The sequence below is a fragment of the Pseudomonas lopnurensis genome (assembly GCF_015070855.1).
GTDB lineage: Bacteria > Pseudomonadota > Gammaproteobacteria > Pseudomonadales > Pseudomonadaceae > Stutzerimonas > Stutzerimonas lopnurensis.
Map to the genome: position 1 here is coordinate 18,323 of NZ_JADDIX010000040.1, position 25,727 is coordinate 44,049.

18 protein-coding genes and 2 pseudogenes are annotated in these 25,727 nt (G+C 66.1%); 9 read left to right on the forward strand and 11 right to left on the reverse strand.

What is annotated here, in order from left to right; genetic code table 11:
• Window positions 1-25 precede the first annotated feature (25 nt).
• On the forward strand, window positions 26-469 hold the full coding sequence (locus tag IN820_RS08350) for a MarR family winged helix-turn-helix transcriptional regulator (protein ID WP_193680533.1): 444 nt from the start codon (window positions 26-28) through the stop codon (window positions 467-469).
• Window positions 470-568: 99 nt separating this feature from the next.
• Here the strand turns inward: IN820_RS08350 and rpsA are convergent, their stop codons facing one another.
• The 10 genes from rpsA to IN820_RS08395 all read right to left on the reverse strand — a co-directional run bounded on the left by rpsA (window position 569) and on the right by IN820_RS08395 (window position 15,298).
• Window positions 569-2,251: a 30S ribosomal protein S1 gene (gene rpsA / locus IN820_RS08355; protein ID WP_037037140.1), complete on the reverse strand. Its 1,683-nt coding sequence runs from the start codon at window positions 2,249-2,251 to the stop codon at window positions 569-571.
• A 193-nt stretch (window positions 2,252-2,444) separates the two neighbouring features.
• Window positions 2,445-3,134 carry a (d)CMP kinase gene (gene cmk, locus IN820_RS08360; protein ID WP_193680534.1) on the reverse strand — a complete coding sequence of 230 codons (690 nt, stop codon included), beginning with the start codon at window positions 3,132-3,134 and terminating at the stop codon, window positions 2,445-2,447.
• Window positions 3,131-5,374 carry a bifunctional prephenate dehydrogenase/3-phosphoshikimate 1-carboxyvinyltransferase gene (locus IN820_RS08365; RefSeq protein WP_193680535.1) on the reverse strand — a complete coding sequence of 748 codons (2,244 nt, stop codon included), beginning with the start codon at window positions 5,372-5,374 and terminating at the stop codon, window positions 3,131-3,133. The genes cmk and IN820_RS08365 overlap by 4 nt, the downstream gene beginning before the upstream one ends.
• The gene (hisC, locus tag IN820_RS08370; protein WP_193680536.1) at window positions 5,371-6,480 is read right to left on the reverse strand and encodes a histidinol-phosphate transaminase; all 1,110 of its coding nucleotides are present in this window, start codon (window positions 6,478-6,480) and stop codon (window positions 5,371-5,373) included. The genes IN820_RS08365 and hisC overlap by 4 nt, the downstream gene beginning before the upstream one ends.
• A 107-nt stretch (window positions 6,481-6,587) precedes the next feature.
• Window positions 6,588-7,685: a prephenate dehydratase gene (pheA, locus tag IN820_RS08375; protein ID WP_193680537.1), complete on the reverse strand. Its 1,098-nt coding sequence runs from the start codon at window positions 7,683-7,685 to the stop codon at window positions 6,588-6,590.
• Window positions 7,685-8,770: a 3-phosphoserine/phosphohydroxythreonine transaminase gene (gene serC / locus IN820_RS08380; protein ID WP_193680538.1), complete on the reverse strand. Its 1,086-nt coding sequence runs from the start codon at window positions 8,768-8,770 to the stop codon at window positions 7,685-7,687. The genes pheA and serC overlap by 1 nt, the downstream gene beginning before the upstream one ends.
• A gap of 111 nt (window positions 8,771-8,881) precedes the next feature.
• Window positions 8,882-11,692, reverse strand: coding sequence for a DNA gyrase subunit A (gene gyrA / locus IN820_RS08385; RefSeq protein ID WP_193680539.1), 2,811 nt, complete (start codon window positions 11,690-11,692; stop codon window positions 8,882-8,884).
• Between the two features lie 201 nt (window positions 11,693-11,893).
• Window positions 11,894-12,970 carry an S-methyl-5-thioribose-1-phosphate isomerase gene (gene mtnA, locus IN820_RS08390; RefSeq protein WP_193680540.1) on the reverse strand — a complete coding sequence of 359 codons (1,077 nt, stop codon included), beginning with the start codon at window positions 12,968-12,970 and terminating at the stop codon, window positions 11,894-11,896.
• A gap of 376 nt (window positions 12,971-13,346) precedes the next feature.
• Complete coding sequence (locus IN820_RS22775) at window positions 13,347-13,481, reverse strand: hypothetical protein (protein ID WP_268939443.1); 135 nt, start codon at window positions 13,479-13,481, stop codon at window positions 13,347-13,349.
• Window positions 13,482-13,504: 23 nt separating this feature from the next.
• Window positions 13,505-15,298 carry a thiamine pyrophosphate-requiring protein gene (locus IN820_RS08395; RefSeq protein ID WP_193680541.1) on the reverse strand — a complete coding sequence of 598 codons (1,794 nt, stop codon included), beginning with the start codon at window positions 15,296-15,298 and terminating at the stop codon, window positions 13,505-13,507.
• Between the two features lie 235 nt (window positions 15,299-15,533).
• Between IN820_RS08395 and IN820_RS08400 the strand changes: the two genes are divergently transcribed.
• Window positions 15,534-16,433 carry an NAD(P)-dependent oxidoreductase gene (locus IN820_RS08400; RefSeq protein WP_193680542.1) on the forward strand — a complete coding sequence of 300 codons (900 nt, stop codon included), beginning with the start codon at window positions 15,534-15,536 and terminating at the stop codon, window positions 16,431-16,433.
• Window positions 16,430-17,599 (forward strand): MFS transporter, encoded by a 1,170-nt coding sequence (locus IN820_RS08405; protein ID WP_193680543.1) that lies wholly within the window; start codon window positions 16,430-16,432, stop codon window positions 17,597-17,599. Before IN820_RS08400 ends, IN820_RS08405 begins: the two co-directional genes overlap by 4 nt.
• A 58-nt stretch (window positions 17,600-17,657) precedes the next feature.
• Here IN820_RS08405 and IN820_RS08410 read toward each other — a convergent pair.
• Window positions 17,658-17,890 (reverse strand): annotated as a pseudogene (locus IN820_RS08410) (DUF2149 domain-containing protein); the annotation flags it as partial.
• Window positions 17,891-18,056: 166 nt separating this feature from the next.
• Between IN820_RS08410 and imuA the strand changes: the two are divergent.
• From imuA to tnpC, 6 genes and pseudogenes are all read left to right on the forward strand, one after another.
• Window positions 18,057-18,674, forward strand: coding sequence for a translesion DNA synthesis-associated protein ImuA (gene imuA / locus IN820_RS08415; RefSeq protein ID WP_193680545.1), 618 nt, complete (start codon window positions 18,057-18,059; stop codon window positions 18,672-18,674).
• An 8-nt stretch (window positions 18,675-18,682) separates the two neighbouring features.
• On the forward strand, window positions 18,683-20,098 hold the full coding sequence (locus IN820_RS08420) for a Y-family DNA polymerase (RefSeq protein ID WP_193680546.1): 1,416 nt from the start codon (window positions 18,683-18,685) through the stop codon (window positions 20,096-20,098).
• Window positions 20,095-23,178, forward strand: a complete 3,084-nt coding sequence (locus IN820_RS08425) for an error-prone DNA polymerase (RefSeq protein WP_193680547.1) — start codon at window positions 20,095-20,097, stop codon at window positions 23,176-23,178. The genes IN820_RS08420 and IN820_RS08425 overlap by 4 nt, the downstream gene beginning before the upstream one ends.
• 209 nt (window positions 23,179-23,387) lie before the next feature.
• Window positions 23,388-23,672: pseudogene (locus IN820_RS08430) on the forward strand (tyrosine-type recombinase/integrase); the annotation flags it as partial.
• 83 nt (window positions 23,673-23,755) lie between these two features.
• The gene (tnpB, locus tag IN820_RS08435; protein ID WP_049325434.1) at window positions 23,756-24,115 is read left to right on the forward strand and encodes an IS66 family insertion sequence element accessory protein TnpB; all 360 of its coding nucleotides are present in this window, start codon (window positions 23,756-23,758) and stop codon (window positions 24,113-24,115) included.
• Window positions 24,116-24,134: 19 nt separating this feature from the next.
• On the forward strand, window positions 24,135-25,682 hold the full coding sequence (gene tnpC, locus IN820_RS08440; protein ID WP_193679788.1) for an IS66 family transposase: 1,548 nt from the start codon (window positions 24,135-24,137) through the stop codon (window positions 25,680-25,682).
• Window positions 25,683-25,727 lie beyond the last annotated feature (45 nt).

The window sequence follows — 25,727 nt, forward strand, 5'->3', positions numbered from 1 at the left end:
CGCCTCTCACGACAAATACGTCAATATGCCTGACCTAAAAAAAAGCGCCGTGCAACGGCGGATAATGGAAAGCTTCTTCCTTGGCTACCAGGCCTTCACCGCCAAGCCCGACGAGATGCTGGCACGCCGAGGGCTATCGCGAGTGCATCACCGCATCCTGTTCTTCATCGCCAGCTATCCCGACCTCAGCGTCAAGGAGTTGCTGGGCTACCTGGGCGTCTCCAAACAGGCGCTGAACACGCCTTTGCGCCAGTTGCTCGAGATGCATCTGGTGGAAAGCCTGACCGCCGAGGATGACAAGCGCAAGCGCATGCTGCGCTTCACCGCCGAAGGCGCGAAACTGGAACAGGCCCTGCGTCGGGAACAGGTACGGCTGCTGCAACGGGCGTTCGACGAGACCGGCGAACAGGCGGTCGAGGGTTGGCTGGCGGTGAACCAGGCACTGGCACTCGACAGAGGTCGAGGCTAGTCGCCGGCGGGCTGCGGTTGGCGCACACCCTAAGGCCTGTACGGCACACAGCCACAAAAAAGGGCGACCGAAGTCGCCCTTTTCATGAAGAACCGGAACTTAGTTCTGGTTTTCCATCTGAGCACGGATCAGATCACCAATGGTGGTCGGGCCGGTGCTTTCCACTTCCTGCTTGGTGCGCAGCTCCTTCATCGCATCCTTTTCGTCTTCGACGTCCTTGGACTTGATGGAGAGACTGATCACGCGGGACTTGCGGTCGATGCTGATGATCTTGGCTTCGACTTCGTCGCCTTCCTTCAGCACGTTACGCGCATCTTCAACGCGGTCGCGGCTGATTTCGGAAGCCTTCAGAGTGGCCTCGATATCGTTGCCCAGGTCGATGATCGCGCCCTTGGCGTCAACTTCCTTGACGGTACCGCGCACGATGCTGCCCTTGTCGTTCACAGCGGCGTAGTTGGAGAACGGATCGTCTTCCAGCTGCTTGATGCCCAGGGAGATGCGCTCGCGCTCCGGGTCGACCGAGAGAATGACGGTGTCCAGCTCGTCGCCCTTCTTGAAGCGGCGAACGGCTTCTTCACCCGGCTCGTTCCAGGAGATATCGGACAGGTGAACCAGACCGTCGATGCCGCCGTCCAGACCGATGAAGATACCGAAATCGGTGATCGACTTGATGGTGCCGGAGATGCGGTCGCCCTTGTTGAACTGGCTGGAGAAGTCTTCCCACGGGTTGGACTTGCACTGCTTGATGCCCAGGGAAATACGACGACGCTCTTCGTCGATGTCCAGAACCATGACTTCCACTTCGTCGCCGACCTGTACGACCTTCGACGGGTGGATGTTCTTGTTGGTCCAGTCCATTTCGGAGACGTGCACCAGGCCTTCGACGCCCTCTTCCAGCTCGGCGAAGCAGCCGTAGTCGGTGAGGTTGGTGACGCGGGCCATGACGCGGGTGTTTTCCGGGTAACGGGCCTTGATGGCAACCCATGGGTCTTCGCCCAGCTGCTTCAGACCCAGGGAGACGCGGTTGCGCTCGCGGTCGAACTTCAGCACCTTGACGTCGATCTCGTCGCCGACGTTGACGATTTCCGACGGATGCTTGATGCGCTTCCAGGCCATGTCGGTGATGTGCAGCAGGCCGTCCACGCCGCCCAGGTCGACGAACGCGCCGTAGTCGGTGAGGTTCTTGACGATACCCTTGACTTGCTGGCCTTCCTGCAGCGATTCCAGCAGCGCTTCGCGCTCGGCGCTGTTCTCGGCTTCCAGGACGCTACGACGGGAAACGACAACGTTGTTGCGCTTCTGGTCCAGCTTGATGACCTTGAACTCGAGTTCCTTGCCTTCCAGGTGCGTGGTGTCGCGCACGGGGCGGACATCGACCAGGGAGCCCGGCAGGAACGCACGAATGCCGTTGACGTCGACGGTGAAGCCACCCTTGACCTTGCCGTTGATGACACCCTTGACCACTTCTTCTGCAGCGAAAGCCGCTTCCAGAACAATCCAGGATTCCGCGCGCTTGGCCTTTTCACGGGACAGCTTGGTTTCGCCAAAGCCATCTTCAACCGCGTCCAGAGCAACGTGGACCTCGTCACCCACACTGATGGTCAGCTCGCCCTGCTCATTGTAGAACTGCTCGACCGGGATGACGCCCTCGGACTTGAGGCCCGCATGTACGGTGACCCAGTCACCGTCGATGTCGACCACGATACCGGTGATGATGGCGCCCGGCTGCATGTCGAGGGATTTCAGGCTTTCTTCAAAAAGTTCTGCGAAGCTTTCGCTCATGTTGATTCCTGCTGTTTTCGGGCGAGGATCCGCCCAATCTCCACATTCCAGACAATGTGGGTTCATTCATATAAAAAAAGGCCTGTGGGACTGGATCTGGTCTCCCACATGCCTCCTTGTTAACAGCCCGATGCAAGCAGCGCGTCGGCCCCGCTTGCCATCCAGGCTGTCTGGCCGCCTTTCGGCGTTCCGATCATCCGGCGAAATCGCGGCTGGCGACTTCGCTCAGGATTCTTTCCAGCACCTGCTCGATGGAGAGTGTAGTGGAATCCAGCTGAACCGCATCTGCTGCCGGTTTCAACGGTGCCACGCTACGTTGGGTGTCACGCTCGTCGCGCGCCCGAATCTCCTCAAGAAGACTCGCGAGATTAACATCATCACCCCGCGCCTTCAACTGCAAGAAGCGTCTGCGTGCGCGCTCCTCGGCACTGGCGGTGAGGAATATCTTCAACGGCGCATCGGGGAACACCACCGTGCCCATGTCACGCCCATCGGCCACCAGACCGGGCGCTTCGCGAAACGCCTTCTGCCGCTGCAGCAATGCCGTACGCACCACCGGCAACGCGGCCACCTGCGAGGCTCCGGCGCCGACCTGCTCGTTGCGAATGGCCTCGGTCACGTCCTCACCCTCGAGGATGATGACCATCCCGTGGCCGTCGCGTGCCGCGCCGAATTGCACATCGAGATGCTCGGCGAGCACCTTGAGCGCTTCCTCGTTGGTCAGGTCGACCCCATGGTTACGCGCGGCGAAGGCCAGCAGGCGGTACAGCGCGCCCGAGTCGAGGAAATTCCAGCCGAGCTTGCCAGCGAGCAGCGCGGCGACCGTGCCCTTGCCCGAACCGCTCGGGCCGTCGATGGTGATGACCGGCACTGGCCTGATCATGAGCCACCCTCCGAATGAACCCGCATGCCGGCCCGCTGGGCCAGCGCGAGGAAGTTGGGAAACGACGTCGCCACGTTGGCGCAGTCGTGAATAAGGATCGGCGCACTGGCACGCAGCGCCGCCACGCTGAAGGACATGGCGATGCGGTGGTCGCCATGCGCCCAGACCTCGCCACCACCGATGGGACCACCTTCGATGACGATGCCATCCGGCGTCGGTTCGGCCTTGACTCCCAGCGTCTGCAGGCCGTCGGCCATGACCTGGATGCGGTCCGACTCCTTGACCCGCAACTCCTCGGCGCCACGCAAGGTGGTGCGACCCTGGGCGCAGGCGGCGGCGACGAAGAGCACCGGGAATTCGTCGATCGCCAGCGGCACCAGCTCCTCGGGAATATCGATACCCTTGAGTTGGGCGCCGCGCACGCGGATATCAGCCACCGGCTCGCCACCCACTTCGCGCGGGTTCTCCAGCGAGATATCGGCGCCCATCAGCTTGAGGATGTCGATCACGCCGGTACGGGTCGGGTTGATACCGACGTGTTCGAGCAGCACGTCGGACCCCTCGGCGATGCTGGCCGCCACCATGAAGAATGCCGCCGACGAGATATCCGCCGGCACTTCGATATGCGTGGCGTGCAGCTTGTGGCCAGGCTCGACGGTGGCGGTGCTGCCCTCGACCTGCACCGGATAGCCGAAACCACGCAGCATCCGCTCGGTATGGTCGCGCGTCGGCGCCGGCTCGGTCACCGAGGTCCGGTCGGCCGCATACAGGCCGGCCAGCAGCAGGCAGGACTTCACCTGGGCGCTGGCCATGGGCATCTCGTAATGCATGCCGGACAGGCGCTGGCCGCCGCGAATGGTCAGCGGCGGACGCCCTTCCGCCGCCGTTTCGATCACCGCGCCCATCTCACGCAGCGGCTTGGCGACGCGGTTCATCGGCCGCTTGGAGAGCGAGGCATCGCCGGTCAGGGTGGTGTCGAAGGGCTGGGCGGCGAGCAGGCCGGCGAGCAGACGCATGGAGGTCCCGGAATTGCCGAGGTAGATCGGCCCGGGCGGCGCTTTCAAGCCGTGCAGGCCCACGCCATGCACGGTGACGCGGCCCTGCTGCGGGCCTTCGATGACCACGCCCATGTCGCGGAACGCCTGGATGGTCGCCAGGGCGTCTTCGCCTTCGAGAAAGCCTTCGACCTCGGTCGTGCCCTCGGCCAGGGAGCCCAGCATGATCGAACGGTGGGAAATGGACTTGTCGCCCGGAACACGCAGATGGCCGGTCAGGCTGCCGCCCGGATCGGCCAGGAAGATCAGGTCATTGGAATGCATAACGTCCACATAGGCTCTGCGAGCCAGTATTTTGCTGAAATGTTCCCGGGCTGCCCGGGCGCGTGTGAACACGCCCAGCAAGGTATGCCCGTCGCCCTCATCGACCGCGGCGCGCAAGGCATCGAGGTCGGCACGAAAATCGTCCAGGGTATGCAGTACCGCCTCGCGATTGGCGAGGAAGATGTCGTGCCACATCACCGGATCGCTGCCGGCGATACGGGTGAAATCGCGAAAGCCGCCTGCCGCGTAGCGAAAGATCTCGAGATTCTCGTGGCGCTTGGCCAACGAATCAACCAGACCGAACGCCAGCAGGTGCGGCAGATGGCTGGTCGCGGCGAGCACCTCGTCGTGATGCTCGACGTCCATGTGCTCGACATCGGCGCCCAGCGCGGCCCAGAGCGCGCTCACCAGCGTCAGCGCGGCGGGGTCGGTATTCGCCAGCGGCGTCAGGATGACCTTGTGACGGCGAAACAGCGTACCCTTGGCAGCCGTGACGCCGCTCGCCTCCGAGCCCGCGATCGGATGCCCGGGCACGAAGCGCGCCGGCATATCGCCGAATACGTTGCGCGCGCAGCGCACCACGTTGCCCTTGGCGCTGCCCACGTCGGTGAGCACGGCATGGCCCAGGTCCAGTTGCGCCAACTCGCCCAGCAGCCTCTCGAGAGCCAGGATCGGCGTCGCCAGCTGGATCAGGTCGGCATCGCGGCAGGCTTCGGCCAGCGTGTCGGCGCAGCGATCGACCACGCCCAACTCGACTGCCAGCGCGCGCGAGCGCGCATCCAGATCGAAACCGACGACCTCGCGGCACAGCCCCGCCTCGCGCAGCCCCTTGGCGAAGGAGCCGCCGATCAGCCCGAGCCCGATCACCACCAGGCGATCGAGCAGGGGCTCGGTGCGCAGCGCGGCGACGGCTCGCTTCACTGCCCGAGCACCTTGCGCAACGCCTCAAGGAAGCGAGCGTTCTCCGCTTCGGTGCCGATGGACACGCGCAGGAAGGTCGGCATCCCGTAGCCGGCGACCGGGCGCACGATCACGCCGGCGCGCAGCAGCGCCTGATTGATCGGCGCCGCATCGCGGGCGAAGTCCACCGCGATGAAGTTGCCTCTCGAAGGAATCCATTCCAGCCCCAACTGACGGAAGCCCTCTTCCAGCTGCAGCATGCCCGCATCGTTGAGGCGGCGGCTGGCGGACAGGTAGTCGACGTCATCCAGCGCGGCGCAGGCCGCGGCCAGGGCGAGGCTGTTGACGTTGAACGGCTGGCGGACGCGATTGAGCACGTCGGCGATGACCGGCGAGCTGATCGCATAACCGACACGCAAGGCAGCCAGCCCATAGGCCTTGGAGAAGGTGCGCGAAACCAGCAGGTTCGGATAGTCGGCGAGGAAGGCCAGGCCATCGGGCAGCTCATCGCCTTCGGCGTATTCGATATAGGCCTCGTCCAGCACCACCAGCACGTGCTGCGGCACGCGGGCGAGGAAAGCCCCCAGCGCGTCGGCGTCGAACCAGGTACCGGTCGGATTGTTCGGGTTGGCGATGAATACCACGCGGGTATTCGCATCGATGGCGGCCAGCATGGCCTCGAGATCGTGCCCCCAGTTCTTCGCCGGCACCGCACGCCCCTGCGCCCCGACCGCCTGGGTGGCGATGGGGTAGACGGCGAAGGCATGGGCGCTGAATACCGCGTTCAGCCCCGGCGCGAGGTAAGCGCGGGCGACCAGTTCCAGAATGTCGTTGGAGCCGTTGCCCAGCGTCACCTGATCGACACCCACCGCGTAGCGCTCGGCCAGCCGCTGCTTGAGGACGAAACCGTTGCCGTCCGGATAACGGGTGAGCTCCGCCAGCTCGCCCTTGATCGCTTGCAGCACTTTCGGGCTGGGGCCCAGCGGGTTCTCGTTACTGGCCAGTTTGACGATGCTCGCCGGATCCAGATCCAGCTCGCGCGCCAGTTCGTCGACCGGCTTGCCCGGTATGTAGGGCGACAGCTTTTGCACACCCGGCTGGGCCAGGGCGAGGAAATCACAGGGCATATTCAGCTCCGCTGGAGCTGAAAGCCTGAAGCCTGAAGCCTGAAGCCTGAAGCAATCCACACTGCCCCGGAACTTCCAGCTTCCAACTTCCAGCTTCCAGCTGCTTCTTAAAGTACCGCCTTCGGATAGGACCCCAGCACCTTCAGTGCGACGGCCTCCTGGCCGATCTTCTCCAGCACGTCCTTGATCAGCGGGTCCTGATGGTGGCCGAGGAAGTCGATGAAGAACACGTAGGTCCACTTGCCGCTGCGCGACGGCCGCGTTTCGATGCGGGTGAGGTCGATGCCGTTGGCATGGAACGGCACCAGCAGCTCGTGCAGCGCGCCCGGCTTGTTGCGCATGGAGACGATGATCGAGGTCTTGTCGTCGCCGGTCGGCGGCACTTCCTGGCTGCCGATGATGAGAAAACGCGTGGAATTGTCCGGACGATCCTCGATCTTCTCCGCCAGCTTGGTCAGCCCGTACAGCTGCGCCGCCATGTCGCCGGCGATGGCCGCCGAGTTCCACTCGCTCTTCACCCGCCTGGCGGCGTCGGCGTTGCTGGAAACCGCCACGCGCTCGACGTTCGGGTAGTGCGCGTCGAGCCACTTGCGGCACTGGGCCAGCGACTGGGCATGGGAATAGATGCGCGTGATGCGATCGGTCTTGGTCGTCTCGCCCACCAGCAGGTGGTGATGGATACGCAGCTCGACTTCGCCACAGATCACGATGTCGTGCTCGAGGAAGCTGTCCAGCGTGTGGTTGACCGCGCCTTCGGTGGAGTTCTCCACCGGCACCACGCCGAAGTTCACCGCCCCGGCGACCACCTCGCGGAACACCTCGTCGATCGCCGCCATCGGCGTGCTGATCACCGCATGGCCGAAATGCTTGAGCGCCGCGGCCTGGGAGAAGGTGCCTTCCGGACCGAGATAGGCGACCCGCAGCGGCTGCTCCAGCGCCAGGCAGGAGGACATGATTTCGCGGAACAGGCGCGCCATTTCCTCGTTGCCCAGCGGCCCCTTGTTCAGCTCCATGATGTGCTTGAGCACCCAGGCCTCGCGCTCGGGGCGATAGAACACCGCGGACTCGCCCTCGGCCAGGGCCGCCGTCTTGACCCGGGCGACATCCTGGGCGCAGCGCGCGCGCTCGCTGATCAGCTCGAGGATCTTCTCGTCGAGGCTGTCGATGCGAACGCGCAGCGCCTTCAGCTGATCGGCGTCGCTCATCAGCCGTGCTCCTTCTCGAACTCGGCCATGTAGGCCACCAGGGCCTCGACCGCATCCAGCCCCACCGCGTTGTAGATCGAGGCACGCATGCCGCCGACCGAGCGATGGCCCTTGAGGTTCAGCAGGCCGCGGGCATCGGCGCCGGCGAGGAAGGTCTTGTCCAGGCGCTCGTCGGCCAGGCGGAACGGCACGTTCATCCACGAACGCGCGTTCGTGGCGATCGGGTTGGTGTAGAAGCCGCTGGCGTCGATGGCGCCATAGAGCAGTTCCTTCTTGGCCCGATTGCGCTGCTCCATGGCCGCTACGCCACCCTGTTCCTTGAGCCACTCGAAGACCAGCCCGGAGAGGTACCAGGAGAAGGTCGCCGGGGTGTTGTACATCGAGCCGTTGTCGGCCGCGATCTTGTAATCGAGCATGGTCGGGCAGCTGGAGCGTGCGCGGCCGAGCAGGTCCTCGCGAACGATGACCACCACCAGGCCGGAGGGGCCGATGTTCTTCTGCGCACCGGCATAGATCAGGCCGAACTTGGACACGTCGATCGAGCGCGACAGGATGTCCGAGGACATGTCGACCACCAGCGGCGTGTCGCCCAGCTCCGGAACCCAGTCGAATTGCAGGCCGCCGATGGTCTCGTTGCTGGCGTAGTGCAGATAGGCGGCGTTGTCGCTCAGTTGCCACTCGTTCTGCCCGGGTATCGCGAAGTAGTCGTAGGGCTTGGCGCTGGCGGCGACGTTGACGTTGCCGAAGCGACGCGCTTCTTCGATGCTCTTGCGCGACCAGATGCCGGTATCGACGTAGTCGGCGACGCCGTCCTCGGGCAGCAGGTTCAAGGGAATCTCGGCGAATTGCTGGCTGGCCCCGCCCTGCAGGAACAGCACCTTGTAGTTCGACGGAATCGCCAGCAGCTCGCGCAGATCCCGCTCCGCCTTTTCGGCAATGGCGGTGTAGTCCTCGCTGCGGTGGCTCATCTCCATCACCGACAGGCCCTTGCCGTGCCAGTCGAGAAGCTCCGCCTGGGCGCGTTGCAGGACGGCCTCGGGCAGCGCAGCCGGACCGGCACAGAAGTTAAAAGCGCGTTTGCTCACTGCTGTTCTCTCTCGCTCTTGCTCGATATTGAATCCAGGAAGGACGGCCGACTGCTCGACCGTCTTCCTATCGCCTCCGGCGTCCTGCTGCGCGGGTACGCCCCTCGTCAATCAATCTTCGTCGTCGGTGGGCACGACATCCGGCGGCACGTCGCCGCCACCGCCGAGCAACTCGTCCTCACTGGGCTCGGTGCTGACGACGGGCATCTCCTTCTCGAGAGCGTCCTCATCGAGCATGACATCGATGTCTTCCAGCACTTCGTCCTCGGACGGCTCCTGCACCCGCTCCAGGCCGACCAGATGCTCGCCCTTGCCCAGCTTGATGAGCGTCACGCCCTGGGTGTTGCGGCCCAGCGAGGAGACTTCGTCGACGCGGGTGCGCACCAGCGTGCCCTGGTCGGAGATCAGCATGATCTCCTCCCCTTCGAGCACCTGCACGGCGCCGACCAGCGGACCGTTGCGCTCATTGGTGACCATGGCGATCACGCCCTGGCCGCCACGCCCGCGCCGCGGGAATTCGTCCATCGCCGTGCGCTTGCCGTAGCCACGCACGGAGGCGGTGAGGATCTGCGCGCCCGGCTCGGGGATCAGCATGGAAATGATCCGTTGCCCCTCGCTCAGGCGCATGCCGCGCACACCGCGGGCGTTGCGGCCCATGATGCGGACCTTGCTTTCCTTGAAGCGGATGACCTTGCCGCCGTCGGAGAACATCATGACTTCCTGGGCGCCATCGGTCACTGCTGCGGCGATCAGCGTGTCGCCCTCCTCCAGCTTGAGTGCGATCAGACCGGACGTACGCGGCCGGCTGAACTGCACCAGCGGGGTCTTCTTCACCGTGCCGTTGGCAGTGGCCATGAAGATGTAGGCGCCAGTCGGCTCGTCCTTTTCGTCGCCGTCGGCTTCGTCGCCATCGACGTCGTCGATCTCGTCGTGCTCGATGACCAGGCCTTCGGCGTCGTCCAGCTCGTCGTCACCTTCGGCCGCCTGCTTGCGCAGCGCCTCCAGGTCGACCTGGAGCATCGCGGTGATGCGCTCGCCCTCGTCGAGCGGCAACAGGTTGACCAGCGGACGGCCACGCGAAGTGCGCGACGCCTCGGGGATCTCGTAGGTCTTGAGCCAGTACACCTTGCCCTTGCTGGAGAACAGCAGCAGCGTGGTATGGCTGTTGGCGACCAGCAGGTGCTCGACGTAGTCCTCTTCCTTCACGCCGGTCGCGGCCTTGCCGCGACCGCCACGGCGCTGGGCCTGGTAGGCCGCCAGCGGCTGCGACTTGGCGTAGCCGCCGTGGGAAATGGTGACGACGCGCTCTTCCTCGGTGATCAGGTCGGCCAGGGTCAGGTCCAGGCGCGACTCGAGGATTTCGGTGCGGCGCTTGTCGCCGAAGTCGCGCTTGACGCCTTCCAGCTCCTCGCGGATGACTTCCATCAGGCGGGCCGGGCTGGTCAGGATGCGGATCAGCTCGCCGATCTGGGTGAGGATTTCCTGATATTCGCTGAGCAGCTTTTCATGCTCGAGCCCGGTCAGGCGATGCAGACGCAGGTCGAGGATCGCCTGGGCCTGCTCCGGCGACAGAAAGTACTTGCCCTCGCGCAGGCCATACTGCGGGTCCAGCCCCTCGGGGCGGCAGGCATCGGCGCCAGCGCGCTCGACCATCGCCTCGACGGCGGTCGATTCCCAGGCGGTGGAAATCAACGCGTCCTTCGCTTCGGCCGGCGTCGGCGAGGCCTTGATCAGCGCGATGACCGGGTCGATGTTGGACAGCGCGACCGCCTGGCCCTCGAGGATGTGGCCACGCTCGCGCGCCTTGCGCAGCTCGTAGACGGTACGCCGGGTGACGACTTCGCGGCGGTGACGGACGAAGGCTTCCAGCAGATCCTTGAGATTCAGCGTGCGCGGCTGGCCGTCGACCAGCGCCACCACGTTGATGCCGAAGACGCTTTGCAGCTGGGTCTGCGCGTACAGATTATTGAGGATCACCTCGGGCACTTCGCCGCGGCGCAGCTCGATGACCACGCGCATGCCGTCCTTGTCGGACTCGTCGCGCAGCTCGGTGATGCCTTCGAGTTTCTTCTCTTTCACCAGCTCGGCGATCTTCTCGATCAGCCGCGCCTTGTTCAGCTGGTAGGGCAGCTCGGTGATGACGATCTGCTGGCGACCGCCGACCTTGTCGATGTCCTCGATATCGGCGCGCGCACGGATATAGATGCGCCCGCGGCCGGTGCGATAGGCCTCGATGATGCCGGCGCGGCCGTTGATGATGCCCGCGGTGGGGAAATCCGGCCCCGGGATGAACTGCATCAGCTCGTCGATGCCGATCTCGGGGTTTTCGATCAGCGCCAGGCAGCCATCGATGACTTCGCCCAGGTTGTGCGGCGGGATGTTGGTCGCCATCCCCACCGCGATGCCGCTGGAGCCATTGACCAGCAGGTTGGGAATCTTGGTCGGCATGACCGCCGGGATCTGTTCGGTGCCGTCGTAGTTGGGCACCCAGTCGACGGTTTCCTTCTCCAGGTCGGCCAGCAGCTCGTGCGCCAGCTTGGCCATGCGCACTTCGGTGTAACGCATCGCCGCGGCGCTGTCGCCATCGACCGAACCGAAGTTGCCCTGGCCATCGACCAGCATGTAGCGCAGCGAGAACGGCTGCGCCATCCGCACGATGGTGTCGTACACCGCCGAGTCGCCGTGGGGATGGTATTTACCGATCACGTCACCGACCACACGGGCGGATTTCTTGTACGGCTTGTTCCAGTCGTTGCCCAGCTCGCTCATGGCGAACAGCACGCGGCGGTGTACCGGTTTCAGGCCATCGCGCGCATCCGGCAGCGCACGGCCGATGATCACGCTCATGGCGTAATCAAGGTAGGACTGCTTGAGTTCGTCTTCGATATTGACCGGGAGGATTTCTTTGGCCAGTTCGCCCATGGAAGCCTGGTTCCTTATAGTCAGCAGGGTCCTGCGATAAGCGCGGGATGGTAACACAAGGGAGGCCGCCGGAGGCTGGAGGCTTGACGAAGAAAGCGCTCGACGCGCCCCACCCGCTCATTCGCCGAAAGGACTCGAGATCGCCCAGCGCTATCCGTCCGGCTTTTCCGCCTCCAGTCGCTTTTCTCGTCCTTTCGCCTGCTAGTGCAGCCTCTTACGGCTCATCAGCTCGGCCAGCTTGGCCGCACTGGGGCGTTCGACCACGCCCTTCTCGGTCACGATGGCATCGATGAGATCGGCCGGCGTCACGTCGAACACCGGGTTGTAGGCCTCGACGTCGGCGGCGAAGCGCTGCCCATTGACCTCCAGCAGCTCGCTGCCGGCACGCTCCTCGATGGGGATGTCGTCGCCGTTTTCGAGCTCCATGTCGATGGTCGAACTCGGTGCGACGACCATGAAGCGCACGCCGTGATGCATTGCCAGTACGGCCAGTTGATAGGTGCCGATCTTGTTCGCCACGTCGCCATTGGCGGTGATGCGGTCCGCGCCGACGATGACCCAGCTGATGCCGCGGGTTTTCATCAGATGGGCAGCCGTGGAGTCGGCGTTCAAGGTCACCGGAACGCCTTCCCCGGCCAGTTCCCAGGCCGTCAGCCGCGAGCCCTGCAGCCAGGGCCGCGTCTCGTCGGCATAGACGCGCTCGACCAGCCCCTCCAGGTGCGCCGCGCGGATCACGCCCAGCGCCGTACCGAAGCCGCCGGTCGCCAGCGCACCGGTGTTGCAGTGGGTCAGCAGGTTCTGCGGATTGCCCTGGTGCTTGCGGATCAGGTCGACGCCGAACTGGGCCATGGTGAGGTTGGCCTCGCGGTCGCTCTGATGGATCGCCACGGCCTGCGCCTCGAGCGCCACCAGGGGCTCCTCGCCGGGCTTGAGGCGCTCGAGGCGTTCGCGCATCTGGCGCAGCGCCCAGAACAGGTTCACCGCCGTCGGGCGCGATTCGGCGAGCATGCGGAAATCCTCCTCCATGCGCTCGCGCCAGCCATCGCCCTCGGCCAGGCGTGCACGCAGGCCCAGCACGACCCCGTAGGCGGCGCTGATACCGATGGCCGGCGCGCCGCGCACCACCATGTCGCGGATGGCGTCGGCCACGCCCTGCGCGGAGTCGTAGCCGTGCCAATGCTCCTCGAGCGGCAGCCGGCGCTGATCCAGCAGGAACAGACGGCCGTCCCGCCACTCGATGGCCTTCACTTTCTCCGCAGCCAGCAGGCGCTCGCGCATGGCATTCCCCTCGTTCAGCTTCGTCGAAGCAGGACCCATCATGCGCCCCGCACAGCAAAGAAAAAGCCCGGATCGCGACCGAACCGGGCTTTTTCATCTCGATATGGCCGGGACGCAGCGACTCGAACGCTTGCCCCTCGCATCCCGGGCGCGAATGCTAATCGACTGATTTTCCAAGCACAAGCAGCGTCCACCCGAGCGATCGACGCCCGCGAGCCAAGAGCCGCTGTCGCCGGCTTCCAGGAATGCAACGCCATAGGTTGGGTCGGGGCGCGTAGCCTGAGGAGCAAAGCGACGAAGCCCAACGCGCCATGCCGTGCTGTTGGGCTTCGCTGCGCTCAGCGCCGACCTACCCGAGGACGTACCTTCGACTGGTTCAGGGTGGCGGCGCGCGCCCTTGGCGGGCAAAGGCGATGGCCAGGCCCATGCCGGAATCCGAGCCGGTGACGATGGCGATCTTGCCGGTTGGTCTGCCCAGGGGTAGCTCCCCGAACGAGTCGATGGAATCCATGTCTTGCCCGATCTTCCGCCGCGTCACTCCTTGTCCTTGTGCCCCGGCATCAGCGAGCCGAGCACCTGCTTGGCGGTCTGCTTGATGATCCCACGGGTATCCGGGTCGCGCGGCAGCGCCGAGGCGTAGGCCTTGGCCTGTTCGAGCTTGATGTGCGGCGGCAGCGGCGGCACGTCCGGGTCGGTCTTGAATTCGATCACCACCGGCCGGTCGGCGGCCAGCGCCGCCTCCCAGGCGGCGGCGACGGCGTCCTCGCGGTCGACGTAAATGCCCTGCAGGCCGATCGACTCGGCGAAGCGGTGGTACGGCACGTTGGGGATGTTCTGCGAGGCCTCGAACTTCGGATCGCCTTCCATCGCCCGCTGCTCCCAGGTCACCTGGTTGAGATCCTCGTTGTTGAACACGCAGCAGATCCAGTGCGGGCTTTCCCATTCCTGCCAGTACTTGGCGACGGTGATCAGCTCGGCCATGTTGTTCATCTGCATGGCGCCGTCGCCAACCAGCGCCACCACCGGGCGATCCGGATGGACGAACTTGGCGGCGATGGCGTAGGGCACGCCCGCCCCCATCGAGGCCAGGCCGCCGGACAGCGAGCACTTCATGCCGCGGCGGATCTTCAGGTCGCGAGCGAACCAGTTGGCGCAGGAGCCCGAGTCGCAGGTGACGATCGCCCGCTCGGGCAGACGCGGCGACAGTTCGAAGACCACCCGCTGTGGGTTGATCGGATCGGCGGTGGCCATGGCGCGTTCCTCGAGCTTCTCCTCCCAGCCGGCGCGCCATTTTTCTACCGCGTCGCGCCAGCCGCGGTCGGTCTTCTCCTTGAGCAGCGGCAGCAGCATGCGCAGGGTTTCGGCGGCTTCGCCCTGCAGGTTCACTTCCATCGGATAGCGGATGCTCAGCATGTCGGCCTTGAGGTCGATCTGCACGCCGCGCGCCTGGCCTTCCTCGGGCAGGAATTCGGAGTACGGAAAGCCCGAGCCGATCATCAGGAAAGTGTCGCATTCGGTCATCAGCTTGTAGCTGGCCTCGGTGCCGAGCAGGCCGATCGAGCCGGTGACCCAGGGCAGTTCGTCCGGCAGCGCCGCCTTGCCGAGCAGCGCCTTGGCCGCACCGGCGCCGAGCCGCTCGGCTATGGCGATGACCTCGTCGGTCGCCTCCAGCGCGCCGGCGCCAACCAGGATGGCGACCTTGCTGCCGGCATTGAGCACCTCGGCGGCGCGCCGCAGGTCTTCGTCGTAGGGCACCATCTTCGGCCGGCTGTAGCCGATCCCGGAGAGCACCGCCCCGTGCGAGCGCGGCGGATCGCTGTATGTCTCCTCCTGCAAGTCGTTGGGCAGGATGATCGCCGCGACCGTACGCTCGGCGAGGGCGGTGCGTATCCCGCGGTCGATCAGGTGGCGGACCTGCGCCGGCGCGGCGGCCTGCTGCACGAAGGCGCCGGCGACGTCCTTGAACATGGACGCCAGGTCGATCTCCTGCTGGTAATGCGCCCCCATCGCGGTGCGCGCCTGCTGCCCGCAGATCGCCAGCACCGGCATGTGGTCGAGCCGGGCGTCGTAGAGGCCGGTGAGCAGGTGCGCGGCGCCGGGACCGGAGGTGGCGATGCAGACGCCCAGGCCGCCGCCGAACTTGGCATCGGCCGAAGCCATGAAGGCGGCCATCTCCTCGTGCCGCGCCTGGATGAAGCGAATCTTTCCGCCGGCCCGGTTCAGCGCGCCGAACACGCCGTTGATACCGTCACCCGGGTAGCCGTAGATGCGGCGTACGCCCCACTGGTAGAGTCGTTCGACGAAAAAATCACTGACTGTCGTGCTCATTGCGCTTTCCTTCTGCTGGCATTTCCAGCGCGGCCAGAAGCCTGCGCCCGATGTGAATTCGATCCTCGTTCTTTTCAGGACAGGCCGCTGCGCGGCGAAGTTCGTCCGCTCTGCCGACCGGTGGATGCTGGTCGCCGAGGCTGGCCTGGAGACAGGCGCTGCACGAACGTTCAAGACGCTTACCCTTTCGTGGAGTAATCTCCGGTGCGCTCGAGCAGGACAGAGGAAAGATCGGATGGACGTTGGCTTCCTGGGACTGGGCGTCATGGGCCGCCCCATGGCGTTGAACCTGCTGCGCGCGGGTGTGCCGCTCATGGTCTGGAACCGCACGCCGGAGAAGACCGAACCCTTGCGCGAGGCCGGTGCGCAGGTGGCGGCGACGTCCGAGGCGGTCTTTTCCAGGGCGACCACGGTGCTGATGATGCTGGCCGACGAGTACGCCATGGACCAGGCGCTGGCCCGCCGGCCCGATGGTTTCGGCGTCGCGCTGCGCGGCCGCACGCTGATCAACATGGGAACGGTGTCGCCCGGGTATTCCGAAAGCCTTGGCACCGCCGTTCGCCAGGCCGGCGGCCACTACGTGGAGGCGCCCGTTTCGGGCTCGCGACAGCCCGCCGAAGCGGGCCAGTTGGTGGCGATGCTGGCCGGCGACGCGCAGGATGTCGCGCGCATCCGGCCGCTGCTGTCGCCGATGTGCAAGGCCTGCTTCGACTGTGGCGAGGTGCCCGGCGCGCTGCACACGAAGCTGGCGGTCAACCTGTTCCTCATCACCCTGGTGACCGGGCTCGCCGAATCCTTCCATTTTGCCCGCCAGCATGGCCTGGACCCGCAGACGCTGCTCGCCGTGCTCGACGCGGGGCCGATGGCCAGTAGCGTGTCGCGGACGAAGGGCGCCAAACTCACCGCAGAAGATTTCAGCGTCCAGGCCTCCATCGGCGACGTGTTGAAGAACAACCGGCTCATCGCCGAAGCCGCCCGCCGGGCGGGCATCGCCTCGCCTCTGCTCGACGTCTGCCACGAACTCTTCGGCGAAACCCTGTCGCTGGGGCACGGTGGTGCCGACATGGCCGCCGTCGTCCGCGCCATCGAGGCCCGAACCCGCAGCCAGACCGGCTCAGCGGACGACCATCCATGAAGGCGGTCGTCCGCCCGTCCGCCGCACGGACCCTGATCGGCCTCTGCATCCTCGAGTTCCTGAGCTGGGGCATCCTGTTCTACACGCTGCCGATCAGCGCCACCCGGCTCGCCACAGCGAATGGCTGGTCGCCCCTGGTGGTTCCCGTCGTCTATACCCTCTCGCTGCTGAGTGCCGCGGCGGCGGGGCCCCATGTCGGCAAACTGATCGATACCTGCGGGCCACGGCGGGTCATGGCCGTGGGGGCGTTCCTCGGCACATGCGGCATTCTGGCCTCGGCCGGCACCGATTCCCCGCTGGTCTTCGCCCCGGCCTGGATGCTCGTCGGCGTGGCTCAGGCCTGCACCCTGTATCCGCCGGCGTTCGCCGCCGCCGCGCAATGGCTGGGCACCGCCAGCCCCTGGCCGCTGACCGTGATCACCTTTGCCGGGGGACTTTCGTCCGCAGCATTCGCGCCGCTGACCGCCTACCTCATCGACAGCCATGGATGGCGCGGGTCGTTCGGCTTGCTGGCAGGCCTGTACGGCCTGGTCTCGGTGCTCTCGGCCACGCTGCTGCTGCGCCAGACCTGGAACAAGCCATCGCGCAACGGCGCCACGCATACCGAATACCTGCGCGCCATCATCCGCAGCCCGCGCTTCCTCTATACCCAGGCCGCGCTGACCATCGCGGCGGCGGGCCTGTACGCGGCGACGCTGAACATGATCCCGCTGCTGGAGGAACTCGGCTTCGGCTACCAGGCCGCCGCGGCCGTGTTCGGTGCGGTCGGCGCCGGTCAGTTGCTCGGTCGGCTCGCCTTCATACCCTTCGGCGGCCTGGGTACGCCGCGTCAGCGGATAACGGTGCAGATCGTGCTCACCGGCGGCGCCCTGTTCGCCCTCGCGCTCATGAGCGGATCGACGCTGCTGATCGTCACCTGCGCCGTGTTCGCCGGCGCCGTGAGGGGCGCGCATACGCTCGCCGTGGCCACTGCGGTTTCGGACCGCTGGGGCCGTGACTCGTACGCGACCGTTTATGGGCGTTTCAACCTGCCCATCGCCCTGGCCATGGCACTCAGCCCCGCTGCCGGCCAGCTGGCCGCCTCGGCGCTCGGCTCGTATCAGGCTGCGACGCTGCTTTTCGCATTCGCCACACTGGTGGCGGTCGTCCTGGCGCTGCGCAGCTGAACGAACCGCGGCACCAACGGACACCCGGCATGATAGGCAAACCACGGCGGGGGCACTCGCCTAGCTCGGGCACATAGATCCTCCCCATCCGCGTGGCGGTAGGTCACCGGCCCTGGTGCCCTGCCCTTCGCCGATCTCGCCGCTGGATTCGTAGCGTTTGAGCGCCTGGCCGCCCTTGACCGACATGCGCCTGGCCGCCTCGCCCGAATTCTCGATCCGCGCCACGCCGCCCTGGCTGAACGGGATCAGCGGGTTCTGCACGATGAGGATCAGCAGGATGCCGATGAACATGACGCGCAGTTCCTGCAGCAGCAAATGTTATTCAATAACATCACTCAAGCCGAGTACAACGATCGAATCGGTACGGCCAAATGCCTGCGTTCATCGCGTCGACTTGACCAGTACCCGAAAGCCCGAATACTGTATTTATATACAGCCTATTCGGAATGCCCTTTCCATGACGTCCGTGGTCGCCCTTGACCGTCTGCTCGATGCACGCCGCATCTGGCGCGGCCAGGCCATTGCTTCTCCATCCACCACCCAACCGAGCGGGCATGCCATGCTGGATGCCATCCTGCCCGGCGGCGGCTGGCCGGAGTCGGCACTCAGCGAGCTCCTCGTCGCGGCCACCGGTATCGGCGAATTGCGCCTGCTATGGCCGACCCTCGCGCGGTTGACCGTCGCCGGCGAGCGCGTGGTGCTGGTTGCACCACCTCATCGCCCCTATCCCCAAGCCTGGCTCGCTGCCGGTGTGGACCTGCGCCGATTGGTCATCGTCCAGGCCGAGGGGCGCGATGCGTTGTGGGCCGCCGAGCAATGCCTGCGCTCCGGCAGCTGCGCCGCCGTGCTGTGCTGGCCTCGACAGGCCGACGACCGCGCCCTGCGGCGCCTGCAGATCGCCGCCGAGACCGGCCAGGCCCTGGGTTTCGCCTATCGTCCGCTGCGCGAGGCGGCGAATCCGTCGCCGGCGGCGCTGCGCCTGGCCATCGAGGCGCAGCCGGCGCAACTGCGCGTAATCAAGTGCCGCGGCGGCCTGGCTCCGGCGCGGCCGCTGCCGGCCGACGCCTGGCAATAGGGCCGCCCATGCTCTGGGCCTGCATCCTGCTGCCGCAACTGGCCATGGACGGCGTGCTGCGCCAGCGCGACGCTGCCGACTCGCCACTGGCCCTGCTCGCCGGCCCGCCCCAGCGCCGTGTGCTGCAGGCGGTCAACGGCGCCGCGCGCAGCCTCGGCCTCAAGCCCGGGCAGTCGTTGATCGCGGCCCAGGCACTGACACGCAATTTCGCCACCGCCGAATACGACCCGGCAACGATCGAACGCTGGCGGCGCTTCCTCGCGGCCTGGGCCTACGGCTACAGCGCGCAGGTCAGTCTGCATTACCCGCGCTGCCTGCTGCTGGAAGTACATTCCAGCCTTGGCCTGTTCGGCCCGTGGCCACGTTTCGAGGCGCGCCTGCGCGAGGAACTGACGGCCCTGGGCTTTCGTCATCGTATTACCCTGGCGCCCAACCCCGCAGCCGCACGGATTCTGGCCAACGCCCACGATGGGCTGGGCGTGACCGATGCCACCGCGCTACGCCAGGCGCTCGAGGCGTTGCCGGTAGAGCGCCTCGGCCTGCCCCGCGAAGTAGCTACGGCCTTCGCCCGCATGGGCCTGCGCCATCTGCGACAGCTGCTCGCCCTGCCCCGCGACAGCCTGGCCAGACGCTTCCCCGCCGAGGTGCTGGCCCACCTCGACACGCTGCTAGGGCACCGTCCGCTCGCGCTGGACTTCTACCAACCACCGGATGTGTTCGATGAACGCCTGGAACTGAACTTCGACGTCGAATCCCACCAGGCGCTGCTGTTCCCGCTGCGGCGCCTGACCGCCGACCTCGCCGCCTACCTGGCCGGCCGCGACAGCGGCGTGCAGCGTTTCACCCTGTATCTGGAGCATCGCAAGCAGGCCGACAGCCAGCTACCGATCGGCCTGCTCGCCGCCGAGCGCGAACCCGCCGTGCTCTTCGAGCTGACCCGCGGCCGCCTGGAGCATCTGCAACTGCCGGCACCGGTACAGGCGCTGCGCCTGGTCGCCCGCGAGTTGCCGGCCTTCGCTCCCGAGCACCGCCAGCTGTTCGACGAACGCCCGCAACAGGCGCTGCCCTGGGAACAGTTGCGCGAACGCCTGCGCGCCCGCCTGGGCGACGATGCCGTGCAGGGCCTCCGGGCCCGCGCCGACCACCGTCCCGAACACGCCTGGCAACCAGGCGAACAGGCATCAGGCGAGCCGTTGCCGCCCTGCGGTCCACGCCCCGGCTGGCTGCTGGCCGAGCCACAACCGCTGCGCGAAGCGTCGCTGCGCCTCCTCGCCGGTCCCGAACGCATCGAGTCCGGCTGGTGGGACGGGAGCGACGTGCGGCGCGACTATTACCGGGTGGAAACCCGGGCCGGCCAGCGCGGCTGGGCCTTTCGCACGCTCGGCAGCGAAGGGCCGCTGCTATTGCACGGCTGGTTCGCATGACGCCCGATTATGCCGAATTGCACTGCCTGTCCAACTTCAGTTTCCAGCGTGGCGCGTCCAGCGCCGGGGAACTGTTCGAGCGTGCCGCCCGCCTCGGCTACCGTGCCCTGGCGATCACCGACGAAGGCACCCTGGCCGGCATCGTCCGCGCCTGGCAGGCCTCGAAGGAAGCGGGCCTGCCGTTGATCGTCGGCAGCGAGATGCGCATCGAGAACGGCCCCTGGCTGATCCTGCTGGCGGAAAGCCTCGCCGGCTACCAGGCCCTGTGCCGGCTGATCACCCGTGCCCGACGCCGTGCCGAGAAAGGCCGCTATCGCCTGCTGCGCGAAGACCTGGACGAGCACCTGGACGGCCTCTTGGCCATCTGGATTCCCCGGCACGCCGACGACGACGCGCAAGGCCACTGGCTGAGCGAGCGTTTCCCCGCCCGCCTGTGGTTGGGGGTCCTGCTGCACCGCGGCGCCGACGACGCGCGGCACCTGCACGAACGCCTGGCCCTGGCCGAACGCCTGGGCATTCGCCCGGTGGCCTGCGGCGACGTGCACATGCATGCCCGCGGCCGTCGCGCCCTGCAAGACTGCATGACCGCCATCCGTCATCATTTGCCGCTGGCCGAAGCCGGTGCGCACCTGTTCGGCAACGGCGAGCGCCACCTGCGCCGCCGCGAGGAGCTGGCCGAGCTCTACCCACCTGCGCTGCTCGCCGAGACGTTGCGCATCGCCGAACGCTGCCGCTTCGATCTCGGCCAACTGGAATATCAGTATCCCCATGAACTGGTGCCCGCCGGCCACGACGCCACCGCTTGGCTGCGCACGCTGGTCGAACAAGGCGCATGCTGGCGCTGGCCGGACGGCGTGCCGGCGAAGGCCCGCGAACGGATCGAGTACGAACTGGAACTGATCGCCGAGCTGCGCTACGAGAGCTACTTCCTCACCGTTCACGACATCGTCCGCTTCGCCCGCAAGCAGCATATTCTCTGTCAGGGCCGTGGCTCGGCGGCCAACTCCGCGGTGTGCTACGCGCTGGGCATCACCGAACTGGACCCGGCGCGACCGGGCAGCCGGCTGCTGTTCGAACGCTTCCTGTCCCGCGAACGCAACGAGCCGCCGGATATCGACGTCGACTTCGAACACGAACGCCGCGAGGAAGTCATCCAGTACGTATTCCGCCGTTATGGCCGCGGGCGCGCCGCACTCGCCGCGGTGGCCAGCACCTACCATGGCGCCGGCGCGGTACGCGACGTGGCCCGAGCGCTCGGCCTGCCGGCGGACCAGATCGATGCGCTGGCCGCGTGCTGCGGGCGTCGACACGAGGGCCCGCCGTCCGCCGTTCGCCTGGCCGAGGCCGGCTTCGACCCGGACAATCCGCTGCTGCGCCGGGTGCTGGCGCTGACCGAGTCGCTGATCGGCTTTCCCCGCCACCTGTCGCAGCACCCCGGCGGCTTCGTCATCTCCGAGCATTCGCTGGAAACCCTGGTGCCGGTGGAGAACGCGAGCATGGCCGAGCGCACGGTGATCCAGTGGGACAAGGACGACCTCGACCAGGTCGGCTTGCTCAAGGTCGACGTGCTGGCCCTCGGCATGCTCAGCGCGCTGCGCCGCTGCTTCGCGCTGATCGAGCGCTATCGCGGCACCCGCTGGACGCTGGCCAGCCTGCCGCAGGAAGACCCGGCAACCTATGCCATGATCAGCCGCGCCGACACCATCGGCGTGTTCCAGATCGAGTCGCGGGCGCAGATGGCCATGCTGCCGCGCCTGCGTCCGCGGACCTTCTACGACCTGGTGATCCAGGTGGCCATCGTCCGCCCGGGGCCGATCCAGGGCGACATGGTGCATCCCTACCTGCGCCGGCGGAACGGCGAGGAGCCGGTGGAATACCCCTCCGAGGAACTGCGTCCGGTATTCGAGCGCACCCTCGGCGTGCCGCTGTTCCAGGAACAGGTGATGGAACTGGCCATCGTCGCCGCCGACTACACCCCGGGCGAGGCCGACGAGCTGCGCCGCAGCATGGCCGCCTGGAAACGCCACGGCGGTCTGGAGCCGCACCGCCAGCGCCTGACGTCGCGGATGCTCGAAAAAGGCTACACGGCGGAATTCACCGCGCGCATCTTCAGGCAGATCGAGGGTTTCGGTAGTTACGGCTTCCCCGAATCCCACGCCGCCAGCTTCGCCCTGCTCACCTACGCCAGCTGCTGGCTGAAATGCCACGAACCGGCGGCCTACGCCTGCGCGCTGGTCAACAGTTGGCCGATGGGCTTCTACAACCCCGACCAGGTATTGCAGGACGTCCGCCGCCATGGCATCGAGGTGCGTCCGGTGGACGTGCGCCACAGCCACTGGGACTGCAGCCTGGAACCCAGCGACGACCCGCAGCCGGCGATCCGCCTCGGCCTGCGGATGATTCGCGGCCTGCGCGAAGAAGATGCGCAGCGCATCGAGACGGCACGCCAGGCACACCCGTTCAGCGATGTCGAGGATCTGAGCCGGCGCGCCGGACTCGACGCCCGCGCCCGCGAACGCTTGGCCGACGCCGGCGCCCTGCGCGGCCTCGCCGGCCACCGCCATCGGGCGCGCTGGGCGGTGGCCGGAGTCGAACCGCAATTGCCGCTGTTCGCCGGAATATCCGTGCCACAGGAAGCACCGGTAAGCCTGCCGCTGCCCTCGGTCGGCGAGGAACTGCTTACCGACTACGCCACCCTGGGCACCACGCTCGGCCCGCACCCACTGAAACTGCTGCGCCCCCAGCTCGCAGCCCGGCGTTGTCGCAGCTCACGCGAACTGGCCGAACTCGAGCACCGACGCCCGGTCAGCGTCGCCGGCCTGGTGATCGGCCGCCAGCGCCCACAGACCGCCAGTGGCGTGATCTTCGTCACCCTCGAGGACGAGTTCGGCATGATCAACGTGGTGGTCCGGCACGACCTGGCCGAACGCCAGCACCGGGTGCTGGTGCAATCGCAGATGCTGCGCATCGATGGTCATCTGGAAGCGGCGGATGGTGTGCGTCACCTGATCGCCGGACGGCTGACCGATCTCACTCCGCTGCTCACCGGCCTGGACGTGCGCAGTCGGGACTTCCAGTGATCATCTGTTGACGGGCCGGCTTCGCGCGCGCGATCGCTGATCTGTTCGAATGGTAAAAAATCTCACCCAAACGGCCGACCACAACGCGGTCTCTTCCGAGCTGGTGGTCGACGATGCCTCGAGCAGCGCACCAAATAGGGGACGGGACAAATAGGGGACAGACCACGATTCCACACGGCCCTGAAATCGTGGTCTGTCCCCTATTATCCCGCAACAACGACATCGGCCAGATGCTACGCTGGGCCGAGAAGCGCAAACCCTGGCGCGGCCTGATGGCCGACGGTAACCCAGCCGACCTGGTGGACGTCAACAAACTCCTCGACCACGACTACCAAGAACAGCGCGACCGCCTCCTTTCCCCCGACGAAATCCGCGAACTACGCGACATCTTCGCCCACCTGGAGTACGACTACGACGCCCTCCCCGCCGGCCAGAAATGCTCCGGCATCCGCCCGGTCAACCCACGCGTCCAATGCGCCATGTGGATCTGCCTGTAAGCGCTCCATAAACCCCACCTACAAATGATCCCTGGCGTTGGGAATGCTTGTGCTCCCGTTTCCCACTGGAGCCCATCGCCATGATGCGTCCCGACGCCAAGGTACAAAAGGTCTACCTCTACCCCAAGCCCGTCGACTTCCGTAAATCCATCAACGGTCTGGCTGCCCTGGTCGAGTTGGATATCAAGGTAGAGGTGTTCAACCCGGTGCTGTTCGTGTTTCTCAACCGCACCCGCAGCCAGGTGAAGATCCTTTACTGGGAGCGCAACGGCTTCTGCCTGTGGCTCAAGCGCCTGGAGGCCGAGCGCTTCAAGACCAAGCCCGAGGCCGGGGACGAGGCCATCGAGCTGACGGTCGATGAATTGAACTGGCTGCTAGACGGCATCGACCTCTGGCGCAACCGCCCGCACCAGGTACTGACGCCACGTTTCGTGGCCTGAGCCGGTATAATCCACGGCCATGATTGCCGTGCCCGAAAGTCCCCCTGACGACCCTATCCTGCTCAAGCAGTTACTGCTGCTGGCCAATGAGCAGGCGGCGGCAAAAGATGCTCGCATTGCACAACTTCAGGAGCAGGTCGCCCTGCTGCGGCGCAAGCTGTTTTCGCCAAAGTCCGAGCGCAGCCCCGAAGACGACGACTCCCCGCAGCTGGCGATGTTCAACGAGGCCGAGGAACTGGTCGAAGCAGCGCCTGAAGCGGCTGCCGAAGAAACCGAGGAAGAAACCGTCGCCCCGGCCAAGCGCCGTGGCAGGCGCAAGTCGTTGCCGGCGAATCTGCCACGCGTCGAGATCATCCACGAGCTGCCCGAGCATGAACTGACCTGTGAATGCGGTTGCCGCAAGCGGGTCATCGGCGAAGAGACCAGCGAGCAGCTGGAAATCATCCCGATGCAGGTGCGGGTGATCCGTCACATCCGCAAGACCTACGCCTGTAAGGCCTGCGAAGCAGCCCCGGTCACCGCTGACAAACCGGCCCAGTTGATCGAAAAGAGCCTGGCGAGCCCCAGCGTGCTGGCGATGCTGCTGACCGCCAAGTACGCCGACGGCATACCGCTGTATCGCTTCGAGAAGATGCTCAGCCGCCACGGTGTCGACGTACCGCGCCAGACCCTGGCGCGCTGGGTGATCCAATGCGCTGAGCACCTGCAACCGCTGCTCAACCTCATGCGCGACACGCTGCTCGACTACCCCGTGTTGCACTGCGACGAAACCCGGCTGCAGGTGCTGCACGAGCCGGGGCGCGATCCCACGGCCCAGTCCTGGATGTGGGTGCAAAGCGGTGGCCCACCGGGCAAACCGGTGACCCTTTTCGACTACAGCACCAGCCGCGCGCAGGACGTACCGCTGCGCCTGCTCGATGGCTACCGCGGCTACCTGATGACCGACGACTACGCCGGCTACAACGCCGTGGCCCTGCAAGACGGCATCGAACGTATGGGCTGCTGGGCGCATGCCCGGCGCAAGTTCGTCGAGGCACAGAAAGTCCAACCCAAGGGCAAGACCGGTCGCGCTGACATGGCGCTGAACCTGATCGGCAAACTCTACGGTATCGAGCGCGAGCTCAAGGCCAGCAGCGATGCCGAACGCCATGAAGCTCGCCAGCAACGCAGCCAGCCGATCCTGGCCCAGCTCAAAGTCTGGCTGGACAAGACCCAGCCGCACATCGCCGGTCAGACGGCCCTGGGCAAGGCGGTGAACTACCTGGCCAGCAACTGGAACCGGCTGGTGCGTTACATCGAAGCGGGTCACCTGCCGATCGACAACAACCGCGCCGAGAATGCCATCCGCCCGTTCGTCATCGGGCGCAAGAACTGGCTGTTCAGCGACACGCCCAGGGGAGCCACGGCCAGCGCGCAGGTCTACAGCCTGATCGAAACCGCCAAGGCCAACGGCCAGGAACCCTATGCCTGGCTGCGCCACATCCTTGAGCGCCTGCCGACCGCAAGCAGTGTCGAAGACTACGAGACGCTGCTGCCGTGGAACTGCTCGACAACGCCTTCATCCTGACTGGCCAGGCTCGTCAGTAAAAGACGGGGTTTATGGAGCGGTTAC

Excerpts from the sequence above, each read along its gene's own strand:
- imuA (WP_193680545.1), top strand. The coding sequence starts at position 18,057 with ATGACGTCCGTGGTCGCCCTTGACCGTCTGCTCGATGCACGCCGCATC.
- IN820_RS08400 (WP_193680542.1), top strand. The coding sequence starts at position 15,534 with ATGGACGTTGGCTTCCTGGGACTGGGCGTCATGGGCCGCCCCATGGCG.
- IN820_RS22775 (WP_268939443.1), bottom strand. The coding sequence starts at position 13,481 with ATGGATTCCATCGACTCGTTCGGGGAGCTACCCCTGGGCAGACCAACC.
- cmk (WP_193680534.1), bottom strand. The coding sequence starts at position 3,134 with ATGATCAGGCCAGTGCCGGTCATCACCATCGACGGCCCGAGCGGTTCG.
- IN820_RS08425 (WP_193680547.1), top strand. The coding sequence starts at position 20,095 with ATGACGCCCGATTATGCCGAATTGCACTGCCTGTCCAACTTCAGTTTC.
- IN820_RS08420 (WP_193680546.1), top strand. The coding sequence starts at position 18,683 with ATGCTCTGGGCCTGCATCCTGCTGCCGCAACTGGCCATGGACGGCGTG.
- tnpB (WP_049325434.1), top strand. The coding sequence starts at position 23,756 with ATGATGCGTCCCGACGCCAAGGTACAAAAGGTCTACCTCTACCCCAAG.
- hisC (WP_193680536.1), bottom strand. The coding sequence starts at position 6,480 with ATGCCCTGTGATTTCCTCGCCCTGGCCCAGCCGGGTGTGCAAAAGCTG.
- IN820_RS08405 (WP_193680543.1), top strand. The coding sequence starts at position 16,430 with ATGAAGGCGGTCGTCCGCCCGTCCGCCGCACGGACCCTGATCGGCCTC.
- mtnA (WP_193680540.1), bottom strand. The coding sequence starts at position 12,970 with ATGCGCGAGCGCCTGCTGGCTGCGGAGAAAGTGAAGGCCATCGAGTGG.
- rpsA (WP_037037140.1), bottom strand. The coding sequence starts at position 2,251 with ATGAGCGAAAGCTTCGCAGAACTTTTTGAAGAAAGCCTGAAATCCCTC.
- gyrA (WP_193680539.1), bottom strand. The coding sequence starts at position 11,692 with ATGGGCGAACTGGCCAAAGAAATCCTCCCGGTCAATATCGAAGACGAA.
- tnpC (WP_193679788.1), top strand. The coding sequence starts at position 24,135 with ATGATTGCCGTGCCCGAAAGTCCCCCTGACGACCCTATCCTGCTCAAG.
- pheA (WP_193680537.1), bottom strand. The coding sequence starts at position 7,685 with ATGAGCGACGCCGATCAGCTGAAGGCGCTGCGCGTTCGCATCGACAGC.
- IN820_RS08350 (WP_193680533.1), top strand. The coding sequence starts at position 26 with ATGCCTGACCTAAAAAAAAGCGCCGTGCAACGGCGGATAATGGAAAGC.
- IN820_RS08395 (WP_193680541.1), bottom strand. The coding sequence starts at position 15,298 with ATGAGCACGACAGTCAGTGATTTTTTCGTCGAACGACTCTACCAGTGG.